This is a genomic window from Actinotignum schaalii FB123-CNA-2 (assembly GCF_000411135.1).
In the GTDB taxonomy this organism is placed as follows: Bacteria; Actinomycetota; Actinomycetes; order Actinomycetales; family Actinomycetaceae; genus Actinotignum; species Actinotignum schaalii_A.
Genome location: NZ_KE150262.1, coordinates 147,407 through 161,503, shown reverse-complemented (window position 1 = coordinate 161,503; position 14,097 = coordinate 147,407). Strand labels below are relative to the sequence as shown.

The following is a 14,097-nucleotide window of genomic DNA, read 5'->3' as shown; positions in this document are numbered from 1 at the left end:
TAAAAATCGCTACCGAGCTGAACCCACCGCAGGAATCCAGCCCTGCCTGTTGGCGAACTCCTCCAGCAACTCGGTATCGCCAGACACAATAATCGTGTCATCGGCCCCGATGAGGGTGTCCTCGGTGGCGTACTCGAAGGGTTGGTTCGGGGCCTTCACCCCGATAATCCGCACCCCGAAACGCTCGCGAATACGCGATTTTGCGATGGTGAAGCCGCGAATTTCCCGCGGCGGCCGCATTTTCACGATGGAGAAGCCGTCCTCCATCTCGATATAGTCGAGCATTCGGCCTGAGACCATATGTGCCACGCGCGTTCCGGCGTCGTACTCCGGATAAATAACGTGGTGCGCGCCGATGCGTCGCAAAATCCGCCCGTGCGCACGCGAAACCGCTTTCGCCCAAATCTGCGGAATCCCCAGGTCAACCAGGTTCGCGGTCACCAGCACGGAGGCCTCCAACGAGGTCCCCACGCCCACCACGGCCACGGTGAAATCCCCGGCGCCCACCTGGTCGAGCACCTCCATGCTGGTGGCGTCACCTTCCACCACCCGCAGGCGGTGGCTCCAGCGCTGCGCGGTATCGGGATTCTTTTCGACGACGAGCACGTCACGCCCCAAATCATCGAGCGTGGTAGCGATAGCGGTCGAAAAACGCCCCAGCCCCACCACGAGGATGGCTTGTTCGTCGCGCGTATCCGGCATAGCCGCCCTTTCTCCGGTCACAATATCTCTGGCTCGTAGTCTAACGCTCCGCGCCAAAATTCATGTCGTAAGCCCGTGCGACCATGGGGGTACGCAGGAATTCTGCGTAAACATACTCAACCGATATCGAAGAAAGGTAGGTCATTATGGAACAGTATCTCGTGGTACGTGAAATATCTCGATGTAAAAGATGAAGGTTTGTCACGGGAACACTCGTGATGGGAACTTCGCACGGTTTAGGATAAAGGCATCCGCCGGTTATCGGCCCGGGTAGGTAGGGGATGTTATGAAGGATTGGCGCGCGCTTGCGCTAGGCCTTATCAATGCGCTCGTAGTGGCCGCGATTGGCGGCGGGGTTGCTTATCTGACGGTCACCCTTCTCAACCACATTTTCCCGCCGGCAACCCCGAATGCCATTGCCCCGGCCATAGTGGTCGCGGTGCTTATGTTCATCTCTTCTTTGCGCAGTATTTTTAGGAACGACGGCGGCGCAGCCGGCACGAAACACCGTGGCTCGCGTAGGTAAATTCTGGGATTAGCGGCGTACCAGCTCAGCCAATAATCGGTCGTTCCTCGGGCAGCCGGATGGTGCGGCGTCGTGACCGTAGCGCCAAAGCGGCCGCGAGCGTCATCGTGCCCGTGCGCCCAAAGAACATGAGGAGCACCAGCACAAACTTCGCGCTCGCCGGCAGTGCCCCGGTGATCCCGGTGCTTAAACCGCAGGTAGCGAAAGCTGAAATCACCTCAACCAGAATCTCGGAGAAGGTGAAATTCGTCAGCTGAAGCAGTGCCACCGAACCGGTCACCACCATGATCCCGCCGGCGAAGGTCGCTGCGATAGCCAGGCGCAACACCTCGGCAGGGATACGCTTACCGAAAGCTTCCGTATCGCGATCACCCCGCGCCTCGGCGCGAATGGCCAGCAAAAGCACCGCGAAAGTCGTTACCTTAATGCCGCCTGCCGCAGAAGCTGAACCGCCACCGATAAACATGAGGGAGTCCAGGAGAATCCACGACGTTTCACCCATTGCCCCCACATCGATTGTGGTCAAGCCCGTGGAACGCGCATCTACCGAAAGTGTGAGCGCGGCGTTGATTTTATCGGCTACCGCCAGATTGCCCAGGGTATTCGGGTTATTCCATTCCAGGACCGCCAGGAAAACCGCGCCGAGCACCGCCAAGCTGATATAGGTCACCAGCGTGATTTTCGTGGTCACAGACCATTTGCGCGGGCGGGCACGATGACGCCACATATCCAAGACCACCGGGAAGCCAATGGCCCCGGCAACAGTCCCCAAAATAATCGGGATAGTCAGCGCCCACTGACCCACATACGGGCTCACGCCCTCGGGCATGATCACGAAGCCGCCGTTATTAAAGATGGAGACTGCCATGAAATAGGAATGCGAGAGAGCGTGAAGGAGGGCCTCGCCATTACGCAAGAAGAAGGGGAGGAGGGCCAGGAATAAGATGGCCTGCGCCGTCGAGGCCACAATAATAACCGCGCGCAGCAGCGTACCCACTTCGCCCAGGCTCGATTGATTTTCTTCCGCGGTGAGCATGCGTTGGGTGAGCCCCACGTGTCTCGAAACCGCCCGCCCCAGAATCGAGGCGAGTGTCATGACGCCCAAGCCACCCACAATGAGCCCGAAAGAAATGAAAAGCTGTCCCCAAACCGACCAATACGTGGCGGTATCAACCGTCACCAAACCGGTCACACATACGGAGGACGTCGCGGTAAAGAGTGCATCAATAAAAGGAGCGCTCTTTCCCGTGGTGGTAGCCAAGGGCAAAGACAGTGCGGCGGTGAGAAGCAAAATAATGAGCGCGAAGATCAACAGAGCCAAACGAGCTGGCCGATCCCGCGCCACTCGATCCACGCGCCCACCCGCAGCCGCCAGGCGATCACGCCAGCTCAGGCGTGCGGATGCCACCTCAGGGTGTGCTGCCATGGGCGTCCTCCGGGTCCTCGAGCTACCGGCTGCGGCCAAGAAAAGCGCCGCGTACCTGTTCCGTAGTATATTCCCCTGCCGTCAAGATCATGGTTAAAAAGCTGTGAACGCTGAGAATATGGGATATCCTTGCTGTAGCTGTTGCCGATGTGGCAAAAAATTACTCCAGGATGATGGGATGAACCAGATGCAGATGCCTTCGTCTCCGCAGTTTTACACCGTCGCGGAAGTGGCTGAATTGACGCGTGTCTCGAAGATGACCGTCTATCGCATGGTTCACGCCGGCGATCTGCCGGCCGTGCGGGTGGGAAGTTCCTACCGGGTACCCGCCAGCGCCGTCGAAGCGCTCCTGTCCGGAAATAGCGCCCCGCAACAGCGCGTGGTGGGGGAATAGTTCGGCGCGCGGCCGGTACGGCGTCGTTACCCGAAACGGTGGCGGTCCGGAGCGGTTGTGAATTTAACCGTGTTCTGATTCACGCGCTACGCATAGGCGGGCGCGGGCCGGTAAGATACTGTGATGTTCCATCGGGGCGATTCCCCGCGATCTAGTTTTGGAGGTGCCTGTGGGTTCCGTTATTAAGAAGCGCCGCAAGCGTATGTCGAAGAAAAAGCATCGTAAGCTGCTGCGTAAAACTCGCCACCAGCGTCGGAACAAGAAGTAGTTCCCCGCGTGCGGAAGGGCCCGGATGTCCGGGCCTTTTTGTTTTGGTACGGCGATACCGTAGAAAATCGGTAAGTGAAAGTGCTCACATATTTATGAGGTATTGCCCGGATGAACCTTGACAATTCGGGCAAAGATACATATCAATATGACTATTGAGGTAAGGCTCGCCTTTCTTAAAAAGAGAATGTAACTCTGAGTTATGTTCGTACAAAGGTATACTTCACATGATGCTATGGTTTGCGGTGTTGCACAGGCATGCAGATGCCGGGTGCGGCACCGTGAAACAGCACCGCTTAAGGCCTTTCGCCCCAGCGTTCCCACGTGGGAAAATGAGGAGAAGTGGCGTCATCGTTCACCCGGTGGAAGCCGGGTGCGTTGCGTCCGGCGCGGGCGCAACGACGTAATGAAGACTCGCACGTCCCGTGTGAGTTGCCGTTAATGTCACGACGTGACATCGTGCCTGACGAAGGGAAGAATCTCATGGCCGCGGAAGTTCGCTGGCTTTCTGAAGAGGAACAATTTGCCTGGCGCGCGTATCTGCGCGCGACAGCCGTGACCGCAGAGGCGCTTAATCACGCACTCATGGTCAATTACAATTTGTCATTGAACGAATATGACGTTCTCGCCCGTCTCTCCGAGGCGGAAAATCGCTGCATGCGGATGTCGACTCTCGCTGATGTGATGGTACATTCCCGCTCGCGGCTCACCCACACCGTCCGCCGCCTCGAGGCGCGCGGCTTGGTAGCCCGTTCCGCCAACGCGCATGACCGGCGCGGGGTGGATTGCACTCTCACCGATGCTGGTTTCGCGCTGCTCGAGAAGGCGGCCGTCACCCACGTCATGTCAGTTCGCGCTCACCTCGTGGACAAACTCGGTCACGATGACTTTCTCAAGATGGGCGAGCTGTGTGCCCGCCTCGTGGGTAACCCCGCGGATATTTGGTAGACGTTCGGGCACGCCGGTCGGAGTGAGCTCCCCCAGGGAACTTAGCTTTGTCCGGCCGGCAGCTCCCGGTGCCGTAGACTGGCATCATGATTGACGTAACAGTTGTTCACCTGGTCCGCCACGGAGAGGTGGATAACCCCAGCGGCGAACTTTACGGCCGCCAACCCGGTTTTCACCTCACCGATCTGGGCCGGGAGATGGCCGGCAGCGTTCGGGATTTCTTTCGCGGGCATGATGTCCGCGCGGTGATATCCTCTCCGCTCGAACGGGCTATTGAAACTGCCACACCTACCGCGCACCTCTTCGACCTCGAGATTAGCACCGACGCCAATCTCATCGAAGCGGGCAATAATTTCGAGGGCATCAACGTCAACCGGAATCGGTGGATCTTGGCCTCCCCGAAATTCTGGCCGTGGTACATCAACCCCTTCCGGCCCTCCTGGGGTGAGCCATATACGGATATCGCAGCGCGTATGACGAATGCGGTGCGCAGCGGGCTCGCAGCAGCGCGCGGCGGCGAAGCGGTACTTGTGTCCCATCAGCTTCCAATTTGGACGCTGCGCTCCTTCGTGGAGGGGCGCTCCCTCGCCCACGACCCGCGCCGGCGCCAGTGCGCGCTGTGTTCGGTGACCTCGTTAACATTCCAGGGCACCAGTTTGGTGGCGGTGGATTATGCCGAACCCGCGGCTGAACTCCTGGCCCGGGCACGCGATATCACGCCGGGGATCTCCGCGGCTGATGAAAACCGCGGAGACTGATCTGGAACTCCGCGGGAGTTACGGTGGCTAGACGCTAACGGAAGCGTGTGCCGCGCGGTTCCGCGCGGCGGCTAGTCCTGCGCGGGCCGCGTGGGTTGCGACCCTTCAGAACCCTCAGAATCCTCGGGATTATCCGGGTGCTTTCCGGTCGCTTCGGGCTTGCTTGTTCCGTGAGACTCACCCGCGGTGGGGGAGTTCGATGCGGCGTCGTTCTCACGCTGTTGCCGTTCCCATTCGCGGAAACGGTTTTCCGCGTCCAAACGGGACAGGAAATCCGGATCGTCGTCGGGTGCAACGGGGCGACGGCGCCGCTGTGACGAGGAACGACCCCGCCCAAAAGAACCGAGCGAGATATTTTGCTGCGGGAACTTGACCGGGAAAGAAAAAGCGATCCACAGCAGCGACCCGAAAACCGGCACCAGAACCGTGAGGGCGAGCCACGCCGGCTTACGCAGCCGGCCCGGCATGCGGGTGGTGTCCGTGCGGATGACGTCAATGATGCCGTAAATCCAGATGCTGACGGCAAAAAGTGCCATAATTACTCGGGCCATACCACCATCTTAGTCGTTCGCACCGGGGGCTACAGCTGCCTAGACCAAGAGCGAACTGGCCCAGAAAGACACCAGGACCGCCAGCGCGAAAGCGAGCTCGGTAATGCCCGTGGTTTTCAGCACCGGGATAAGAGCGCGCCCCTGCGCGCGGGACGGTCCGCGGCTGAGCATCCGCCAGCTATTGCGGAAAGCAATAGCGAAGGCGGGGAGATAGAGAAGGAGGGACGCCTGGTGGGTGCTCGGCGTGAATGCCAGCACGACGCCGCATCCCATGGCCACCGCGAGCATTGCAACATAGAGGCGCCGTGCCCAGGTATCGCCCAAGCGCACCGCGAGAGTATGTTTCCCGGTAACAGCGTCGGTGGGAATATCGCGAATATTATTAGCCATAAGAATAGCGCAGGCGATGAGACCAACGGCGCTTGCGGCAACCCAGGCTTGCCAGGGCACCGTGCCGCCCTGGATATAGACGGTGCCGCAGGTAGCTACCAAACCGAAGAAAATGAAAACAAAAACTTCGCCCAGTCCCATGTAGCCGTAGGGGTGGCGCCCGCCGGTATAGAACCAGGCAGCCAGCAGTGCTGCCACGCCCACTCCGATAAGCCACCACTTCCCGCACCAGGCGATAATGATGAGACCCACGAGAGCCGCGAGGGCGAAGCAGGTGAGGGCCACCGCGAGTACCACGCCCGGGCGCACTGTTCCGCCACCCGTGAGGCGGGGTGGGCCGGTACGGTGATCGTCAGTGCCGCGAATCCCGTCGGAATAGTCGTTCGCAAAATTCACGCCGATCTGCAAGAGCAGAGCGAGAACGAAAGCCAAGGCAAGAATAGGGCCGTATAGCGTCCCTTCCCACAGCGCGATTCCAGCCCCGGCGATCACCGGGGAGACACTTGCGGGAAGGGTGCGAACGCGCGCACCTTCGAGCCAATCAGTAACAGTTGCCACGGCCGCTTATTCTATCGAGAGAAACATCCTGAGCGCATCACCCTCACCGCGAGGGATTACGCCGGATACTCCGGGTGTAAAGCCACGCCGCCCGGGGCTCCGGGCACGGAAGGATGATGTGGGATATCCGAGGCGTGCGGGGTGAGGTACCCCGTCGCCATCGTTTCGGGCGGGAGGGTGCGGAACAATCGCGAGAAAGCTTCCACCACGAGGCCCAGGCCGATCCCGATGAAAATGAGGTACCAGTGCAGGTCGTAACTGGCATTGGCCAGTTCCATTCCCTGCGCGGTCATCTTGGCCGACCCGCGGGCGATACCCCAAATAACCGCGGTGGTTGCCCCGAATCCGAAAGGCATCACCGTCCAGGCAATAGCCCCGAATTCCATGCGCGGATCACGTGAACGGCCCCAGCGGTAGGCCGTCCACACCAGAGCGAGAACCATGGAGATGAGCGCGATGATAGCGGGCACGGTAGCCAGGTGTTCCCAGAGCAGCAGCGTGGTATCCCCCTGGGCATTCGGGCCCATTCCCAAGCCGGTGGCATCATACATTGCAGCGAAGGAGGCACCCACCGCCCCGAACATGGTCACAACTCCGGTGGTGAGGAAGAAGGGGAAGGCCACGAGGAGCCACTCGATACTCGCGTCCTGGCGGACCATGAGGTCAATTCCAAAAGCGAGAGCGGAAATGCAGCTCACCAGGATAAAAGCGGTGAAGGCTAGGCGTACCGCGTGCGCGTAGGTGGGAATAGAGGACGCAGCCGTGAGGGTGAAACGGTTACGCGGGGTGGATTTCACCGTGGTCATGCGCCCGAAGCCCGCGGCGAAAAGTCCGAGCGGGAGGCAGGTGAGCGCCGTGAAAAGGGGGCTGGCCTGTAAAGCAAGCGGCGGAATCGGTTGGCCCATGAAGGCACCGCCCGGGCTCAGATCCACCCGCATGAACGCGGCCAGCCCGGCGCCGATTGCCGCCAGTACCCCGGCCGATACCCAGGCCGGAATCCACACCAGCAGGGTGGAATTTCGCTTGCCCCGGCCCACCCACTGGTTGAGGAAGTAGATGATGAGACCGATGAGGAGGGTGAGGGTGAGAGCCGGAACGAAGAAACTCATATCAAAAAGACTCGGTTCCGCCACTACTCGCGCGGTGCCGCCCAGGGCTAGCAGCAAAGTAAGGGCCGCCCACTTCGGGGCGGTGAGTACTTCGGCGAGGTTCACCCCGCCCATATCGAGACCGCTCATGCCGCGCAAGCCGAGCCAGGCGAAGAAAAGCGTGATAAGGAAGGTGACCACCACCGCGATCACGGGGCTCAACAGAGCCACAATCCAGGTACGGGCGCCAAAATCGCGGCGCACATCGGCCAGCAGAGGCGGGGTCATCGCTGGCATGGGCGTGGGCAGGGACATAACGACTCCTCGATTCGTGACTTCTTTTTCAGTCTAGTCCCCACCTGACGGAAAATGGCCGGTTTGAAGTCCCTCGGGGCGTCCGTCGAAGCCGGGGATTTCCCGCGGATGTACACCCGGCCGGGATTCTACTCTTGCCAAATACGCCCAAGCTGGTTGAATAGAGGGCATGTCTGCACGTGCACAACTCAGCAAAGATCCGCGCGCCGTCGCCGGGATGTTCGACCAGGTCGCCCCGCGCTACGACCTGAGCAATGACCTCCTCAGTTTCGGGCAGGTGCGGTTGTGGCGCCGCTACGTCACCGAAGCTCTGCGTATTGAGGAGGGGATGGAGATCCTCGATCTGGCCTGCGGAACCGGCACTTCCACCGAGCATTTTGCCCGGGTGGGGGCGCGTGTGGTGGGCGCCGATTTTTCGGGTGGGATGCTCGAGGTTGCGCGCCTGCGCCATCCTGATCTGCGTTTTGTGCAGGCCGATGCCTGCGATCTTCCCTTCGCGGATAATACGTTCGACGCCGTGACTATTTCTTACGGCCTCCGTAATATTCACGATCCCCAGCGCGCCCTTGAAGAAATGGCTCGCGTGACGCGCCCGGGTGGGCACGTGGTTATTGCGGAATTTTCCACGCCGTCCTGCGCGCCTTTCCGCGCCCTCTATCACGGCTATCTGCGCCACGTGCTCCCGCGGGTGGCGGCCCTGGCCTCCTCGGATGGTCCGGCCTACGCCTATCTCATGGAGTCGATTATTGACTGGCCTGATCAACGCACTCTGGCCGGCTGGCTGCACGAAGCCGGGTGGCGCGACGTTGAATACCGTAATATGTGCAACGGGATCGTTGCGCTGCACCGCGCTACCCTGCCGGCGGCGCACTGAGGCACCGGGCCGCGGGCCGGCGCACCATCGGAAAGCTAGGATTGGCTATCGTGAAAGACCTGACTGTCGAAGAGCTACTCACCCGCGTGGGGGAGCGGCTCGGCGTCGTCGAAAAAAAGCTGGACGCGGCCACGCATTTTGGTGACCTGCGCGTGGACCCGATCACCACGTATCTTGCCGAGGCGGGCGGAAAGCGGATGCGGCCGGCCTTGGCGTTGCTCTGCGGGTATCTGGGCCCGGAGCCGGAATCCGAGCGGGTCGAGCACGTGGCGGTGGCAATGGAGCTCACGCATCTGGCCTCGCTTTACCACGATGACGTTATGGATGAAGCTCCGCTGCGGCGCGGGGTTCCGGCCGCGCATCGCAATTACGGTAATTCCGCGGCGATTATGGCCGGAGATATTCTATTTTCGCGCGCTTCGTCCATGATGGCGGATCTGGGGCCGCGGGCGGTTAAGGATTACGCGGAAACCTTCCGGCGCCTGTGCACCGGGCAGCTGCTGGAAACCGTGGGGCGCACGCACGGAGTGTCCCCACGGGCGCACTACCTGGAGGTTCTTGCCGGGAAAACCGGGTCGCTTATTGCCGCCTCAGCACGTGAAGGCGTTTTTGCCGCGGCCGGGAACCGGGAGGCCGAGTACGCCCCAGTTGCTGCTCGGGTGCAAGAATTTGGCGAAAACGTGGGGATCGCCTTCCAGATCGCCGATGACTATATCGATGTTGTTTCCGAAGAAACCGGTAAAGAACAGGGCACGGACCTGCGCGAATCGGTGGATACCATGCCCACTATTTTGTTGCGGGAACGCGCCGCCGCGGGGGTATTGGACGACGACGGCCGAGCGATCTTGGCGGAATTGGACCGCGGAGAGCTTGCCGGGCAGCGCCTTGATACCGTGCTCGAAGCTTTGCGGAATCATTCGGTTATGGAAGAAACCCGGGCGCTCGCCGAGGAATGGGCGGCGCGGGCCGTGGCGGCTATCGCTGACCTGGAGAACACGGCGGTACGGGAAGCTCTAACGCAATATGCCCGCTCGGTGGTGGACCGTACGGTCTAGGCGGCCGGCTTTGCCGAGCTGGTGAAAAACTGAGCGTAATGAAGAACGCAAAGCTAATGGTGAAAGAGGTGGGGCGGGGCGCGCTTCTACCCCGTACAATTGCATCCGTATGCCCACGGTAAGGAGCTCGACGAAGTGGCACGCTTGATTGATCGTATCCTTCGCGCCGGCGAAGGCCGCACGCTGAAGAAGCTGAAGAACATCACCGCGCAGGTCAATGCGCTCGAAAGTGATATCTCGGCGATGAGTGATGAGGAGTTGCGCGCGCAAACCGATAGCTTCAAGGAGCGCCTGAAAGAGGGAGAAACCCTCGATGCCATTCTCCCCGAAGCTTTTGCCACGGTGCGCGAAGCTGCGGTGCGGACTATCGGCCAGCGTCCCTATGACGTACAGGTTATGGGCGGGGCGGCTCTCCACCTGGGCAATATTGCCGAAATGAAAACCGGTGAAGGTAAAACGCTTGTGGCAACTATGCCCGCCTACCTCAATTCGCTCACCGGTGAAGGCGTGCACGTAGTCACGGTTAATGATTACCTTGCCTCCTATCAGTCGGAACTCATGGGGCGTGTCTACCGTTTCCTCGGGGTAACCACCGGCTGTATTCTCACCGGGCAAACTCCCGAACAGCGCCGCGAGCAATACAATGCGGATATCACCTACGGAACCAATAACGAATTTGGTTTCGATTATCTGCGTGACAATATGGCCTGGCGTACCAGTGAGCTGGTGCAGCGTGGGCATAATTTCGTCATCGTTGACGAAGTTGACTCCATTCTTATTGACGAAGCGCGCACCCCGCTGATTATTTCCGGCCCGGCCGAAGGTGATGCCAATAAGTGGTATCGCGAATTCGCGCGCTTGGTGCTGCGGATGCGGCGCGATACCGATTACGAAGTGGATGAGAAGAAGCGCACCGTGGGTGTGCTCGAAGCGGGAATTGACAAGGTGGAAGATGCCCTGGGTATCGATAACCTCTACGAATCCCTCAATACTCCGCTCATCGGCTACCTGAATAATGCAATTAAGGCCAAGGAGCTTTTCGAACGGGACCGCGATTACGTGGTGCTTAACGGCGAAGTGCTTATCGTGGACGAACACACCGGGCGCGTGCTGCCCGGGCGGCGTTATAACGAAGGCATGCACCAGGCGATTGAAGCGAAGGAAGGTGTGGAGATCAAGGCAGAGAACCAGACTCTGGCCACGATCACCCTCCAGAACTATTTCCGCCTGTACAACAAGCTTTCGGGCATGACGGGTACGGCAGAAACCGAAGCCGAGGAATTCGCCTCGACGTATAAGCTCGGCGTCGTTCCTATTCCCACGAATAAGCCGATGATCCGCAAGGATGAACAGGATCTTATTTATCCCACGCGCGCTGCCAAGCTGCGCGCGGTTGTGGAAGATATTGTGGAGCGCCACGAAAAAGGCCAGCCTGTCCTGGTAGGTACCGCCTCGGTGGAAGCTTCTGAAGAGCTCTCCGATTTGCTCGCGCGCGAAGGCATCGAGCATCAGGTTCTCAACGCGAAGCAGCACGAACGGGAAGCGCGCGTGGTGGCCGAAGCCGGGCGTAAGGGTGCAGTCACGGTGGCCACCAATATGGCCGGTCGCGGTACCGACATTATGCTAGGTGGCAACCCCGAACACCGCGCGGTGGATGCGCTCGCGGCCCGGGGTTTGGACCCGGAAGAAACTCCGGAGGAATACGAGGCTGCCTGGCCGGAAGAACTGGCGCGCCAGCAGGAGGCCGTCAAGGCCGAACACGAAGAAGTGGCCGAATTGGGCGGCCTGTACGTGCTCGGTTCGGAGCGGCACGAATCCCGGCGTATTGATAACCAGCTGCGCGGGCGTAGTGGCCGCCAGGGCGATCCGGGTGAATCCCGCTTCTATCTTTCCCTGGAAGATGACTTGCTGCGCCTGTGGGGCCAGGGTATGGCCGGGCGGATGCTCAGCTACGCCATGGACGACGATGCTCCTATCGAAACGAAGCAGATGTCGAAGAACGTTTCGCGGGCTCAAACCGAAAATGAGGCGCGGAACGCGGAAATGCGTAAGAACGTCCTCAAGTACGACGACGTTATGAACGATCAGCGTACCGTGGTGTACACCGAGCGGCGTTCCATCCTCGAGGGTGAGAATATGGAGTCCATGGTGCAGGGCTTCCTCGACTTCGTGGTGGATGACGTGGTCAGTGCTCACACCGCCGATGATAATGAGGAAGCGTGGGATCTTTCCGCGCTGTGGACGGACCTCAAGGGCTACTACACTCCCGGTTTCACCGCGGAGGAATACCTCGATGAGATCGGGGGGCCTTCCCAGCTGGATCGTACCGCGCTTAAGCGTGAGCTCACCGATGATATTCACGCCCATTACGAGGAGCGCGAAGCGGAAGTCGGCGAGGAAAATATGCGCGAACTGGAACGCCAGATCGTGCTGTCCGTGCTGGACCGCAAGTGGCGCGAGCACCTCTACGAAATGGATTACCTCAAGGAAGGTATCGGTTTGCGCGCCATGGCGCAGCGTGATCCGCTCGTTGAATACAAGGACGAGGGCTACCGCATGTTCCAGGCGATGAACGACAATATCATGTCGGAAACCGTCCGGTACCTCTTCAAGTTCGAGCTTCCTTCCGAACGTGCAGCGCGTCTGGAAGCTGAAGCCCAGGTGAACGGCCCGGTGACTGTTGCGGGGAATACCGCGGCGGGCATGGCCGGCCCGGGGGTTGCGATTCACACCAGCGGGGCGGGGAGTGCTCAGCAGGTGGCCGCTTCCCAGCAGGCTCTGCGTGCTGCCCAGGAGCAACAGCGCCAGCTGCTAGCGGAAAAACAGCGGGCTTTGCAGGCCGCGGTGGGTGAGGGTGCTGAAGGTGCGTCCGGCCAGCGCGTGACCGCGGAGTCGCTCGGGATTAAGCAGCCGAAGCGGCAGCAGAACGTTTCGTATTCCTCGGCGGCGAAGGATGGCTCCGGGGAGACGGAAACTACCGGCTCGCGCGGCAGTTCGCGCGGCGGTCGAGGCCGGGCGGGGGGTGCCGGTGGCGGTAACCGGGCGCAGCGCCGCGCCGCGGCGAAGCAGAATAAGAAGCGGCGCCGCTAGGCGGTAAGTCGTTAGCGGTAGACATACGGGGTGCCGGCCGGTCACGTGCGTGATAGTTACGTGACCGGCCGGCGCTTATGTTTAATAGGTCCGGGCTCGCGTTCTTTTATCCTTACGTTCCGTTTACCCAATTTCAAGGGCGACGACGATCCATCTTCCCCGGAGGAATTCCAAGCGCATCGCAACTGCATGGTTTCGCTCGCCCGAAGATACGCAGGCGATCACCTCGGCTACGCGCGGGCGCGGATGCGTTATTTTGAGCGTGGAAATCCGCAGATCCCCGGGCCAGGGCGCTTTCCCCTTAATGCGCATAGCCAGGCCGGCCCGGCGCACCAGCGCCGCGAAAACCTCCGGGACAAGGTGTGGGCGCACATATCCGGGAGCGCGGTGGCCCAACAGTACCTCAAAGGAATAGGTAATTATTCCGGCGGCGAAGCGGTGCGGTGCTCGGATTCCGGGCGGAAGCGGGTCATCGAGGGTGGCCATGTCCTCACGCCAAATATCCCGGTAGGGTGTGGCCGATAGTGCGAGCCGGTTCCATTGGTGCAGTTCGGACTCGCTCGGTGCGGTCTCGAGGTTAGTGGCGCTGTGACCGCTATCGATGATCTCAATGTCATCGGTAGGTCCGCTGGTATCGGCACGCACAATATCATTTCCGGGTGACATCCCATCGGTGGGATCCGCGTCGGTGGCGGCTTGTGCATCGAGAAGGTCACCGGAGATTATCTGGGGCTCGTCGGCGGTCGGCGGCGGGTTCTCCGCTACGCAGGTGTTTTCCTCGTGGGGCACGCGCGAGAAAGGCGGGTGGCGGGTGACCGCCCGGTATTGCGTTACTTCCGCGAGTTGCACCTGATCGAAAGAGGCGACAATGTCATCAGTCTCTGGTTGCGCATAGACGGGAGGTGGTGCAGGTGGGAGCCGAGATACCCGAATTGTTTCCGCTTCCTCCGCCTCGTGGCGGGAACCCGAACGCGACTGGCCTTCCGATGCGACGTCCTCAGGAGGCGGCAGATCCTGACCCGCAGCACTGGATATGGGTGACGGCTCGGGGTGCGGGGGCTCCGTCGTTTCGGTAGCACCGGGGGTATTTTCGGTATGTGGGGCAGTGGACATATCGTCTCCTTGAGAGCGTGGGATAGGGGATACGCCTCGGTG

General features: G+C 60.5%; 14 protein-coding genes. 8 read left to right on the top strand and 6 right to left on the bottom strand.

From position 1 onward, the window contains the following. Positions 1-9 precede the first annotated feature (9 nt). Positions 10-702, bottom strand: a complete 693-nt coding sequence (locus HMPREF9237_RS00690) for a potassium channel family protein (RefSeq protein ID WP_016441787.1) — start codon at positions 700-702, stop codon at positions 10-12. Positions 703-988: 286 nt separating this feature from the next. Here HMPREF9237_RS00690 and HMPREF9237_RS00685 point away from each other — a divergent pair, with 286 nt between their 5' ends. Then, positions 989-1,228: a hypothetical protein gene (locus HMPREF9237_RS00685; protein WP_016441786.1), complete on the top strand. Its 240-nt coding sequence runs from the start codon at positions 989-991 to the stop codon at positions 1,226-1,228. Positions 1,229-1,253: 25 nt separating this feature from the next. On the opposite strand, the gene HMPREF9237_RS00680 is transcribed toward HMPREF9237_RS00685, so the two are convergent. Beyond that, on the bottom strand, positions 1,254-2,654 hold the full coding sequence (locus HMPREF9237_RS00680; protein WP_016441785.1) for a TrkH family potassium uptake protein: 1,401 nt from the start codon (positions 2,652-2,654) through the stop codon (positions 1,254-1,256). Between the two features lie 187 nt (positions 2,655-2,841). Between HMPREF9237_RS00680 and HMPREF9237_RS00675 the strand changes: the two genes are divergently transcribed. The 4 genes from HMPREF9237_RS00675 (at position 2,842) to HMPREF9237_RS00665 (ending at position 5,021) form a co-directional block, all read left to right on the top strand. Beyond that, positions 2,842-3,048 (top strand): helix-turn-helix domain-containing protein, encoded by a 207-nt coding sequence (locus tag HMPREF9237_RS00675; protein ID WP_039898405.1) that lies wholly within the window; start codon positions 2,842-2,844, stop codon positions 3,046-3,048. 169 nt (positions 3,049-3,217) lie between these two features. Further along, positions 3,218-3,316 carry a 30S ribosomal protein bS22 gene (locus tag HMPREF9237_RS09120; protein ID WP_005504750.1) on the top strand — a complete coding sequence of 33 codons (99 nt, stop codon included), beginning with the start codon at positions 3,218-3,220 and terminating at the stop codon, positions 3,314-3,316. A gap of 440 nt (positions 3,317-3,756) precedes the next feature. Then, positions 3,757-4,263 carry a MarR family winged helix-turn-helix transcriptional regulator gene (locus tag HMPREF9237_RS00670; protein WP_016441783.1) on the top strand — a complete coding sequence of 169 codons (507 nt, stop codon included), beginning with the start codon at positions 3,757-3,759 and terminating at the stop codon, positions 4,261-4,263. 86 nt (positions 4,264-4,349) lie between these two features. Continuing rightward, positions 4,350-5,021, top strand: a complete 672-nt coding sequence (locus HMPREF9237_RS00665; RefSeq protein WP_016441782.1) for a histidine phosphatase family protein — start codon at positions 4,350-4,352, stop codon at positions 5,019-5,021. A gap of 71 nt (positions 5,022-5,092) precedes the next feature. Here the strand turns inward: HMPREF9237_RS00665 and HMPREF9237_RS00660 are convergent, their stop codons facing one another. Genes HMPREF9237_RS00660 through HMPREF9237_RS00650 form a run of 3 tightly spaced genes read right to left on the bottom strand, consistent with a single transcriptional unit; the run spans position 5,093 to position 7,923 of the window. After that, positions 5,093-5,572, bottom strand: a complete 480-nt coding sequence (locus HMPREF9237_RS00660; RefSeq protein ID WP_155875751.1) for a PLD nuclease N-terminal domain-containing protein — start codon at positions 5,570-5,572, stop codon at positions 5,093-5,095. Positions 5,573-5,611: 39 nt separating this feature from the next. Then, positions 5,612-6,520 carry a 1,4-dihydroxy-2-naphthoate polyprenyltransferase gene (locus HMPREF9237_RS00655; RefSeq protein WP_016441780.1) on the bottom strand — a complete coding sequence of 303 codons (909 nt, stop codon included), beginning with the start codon at positions 6,518-6,520 and terminating at the stop codon, positions 5,612-5,614. Positions 6,521-6,576: 56 nt separating this feature from the next. After that, complete coding sequence (locus HMPREF9237_RS00650) at positions 6,577-7,923, bottom strand: hypothetical protein (RefSeq protein ID WP_016441779.1); 1,347 nt, start codon at positions 7,921-7,923, stop codon at positions 6,577-6,579. 169 nt (positions 7,924-8,092) lie between these two features. On the opposite strand from HMPREF9237_RS00650, the gene ubiE reads away from it, so the two are divergent. From ubiE to secA, 3 genes are all read left to right on the top strand, one after another. Beyond that, entirely contained in the window at positions 8,093-8,797 is a 705-nt protein-coding gene (ubiE, locus tag HMPREF9237_RS00645) for a bifunctional demethylmenaquinone methyltransferase/2-methoxy-6-polyprenyl-1,4-benzoquinol methylase UbiE (protein WP_016441778.1), read from the top strand. A 50-nt stretch (positions 8,798-8,847) separates the two neighbouring features. Continuing rightward, positions 8,848-9,852 (top strand): polyprenyl synthetase family protein, encoded by a 1,005-nt coding sequence (locus HMPREF9237_RS00640; RefSeq protein WP_016441777.1) that lies wholly within the window; start codon positions 8,848-8,850, stop codon positions 9,850-9,852. Between the two features lie 135 nt (positions 9,853-9,987). Beyond that, the gene (gene secA, locus HMPREF9237_RS00635) at positions 9,988-12,942 is read left to right on the top strand and encodes a preprotein translocase subunit SecA (RefSeq protein ID WP_016441776.1); all 2,955 of its coding nucleotides are present in this window, start codon (positions 9,988-9,990) and stop codon (positions 12,940-12,942) included. Positions 12,943-13,065: 123 nt separating this feature from the next. Here the strand turns inward: secA and HMPREF9237_RS00630 are convergent, their stop codons facing one another. Further along, positions 13,066-14,055, bottom strand: coding sequence for an Rv3235 family protein (locus tag HMPREF9237_RS00630; protein ID WP_016441775.1), 990 nt, complete (start codon positions 14,053-14,055; stop codon positions 13,066-13,068). Positions 14,056-14,097 lie beyond the last annotated feature (42 nt).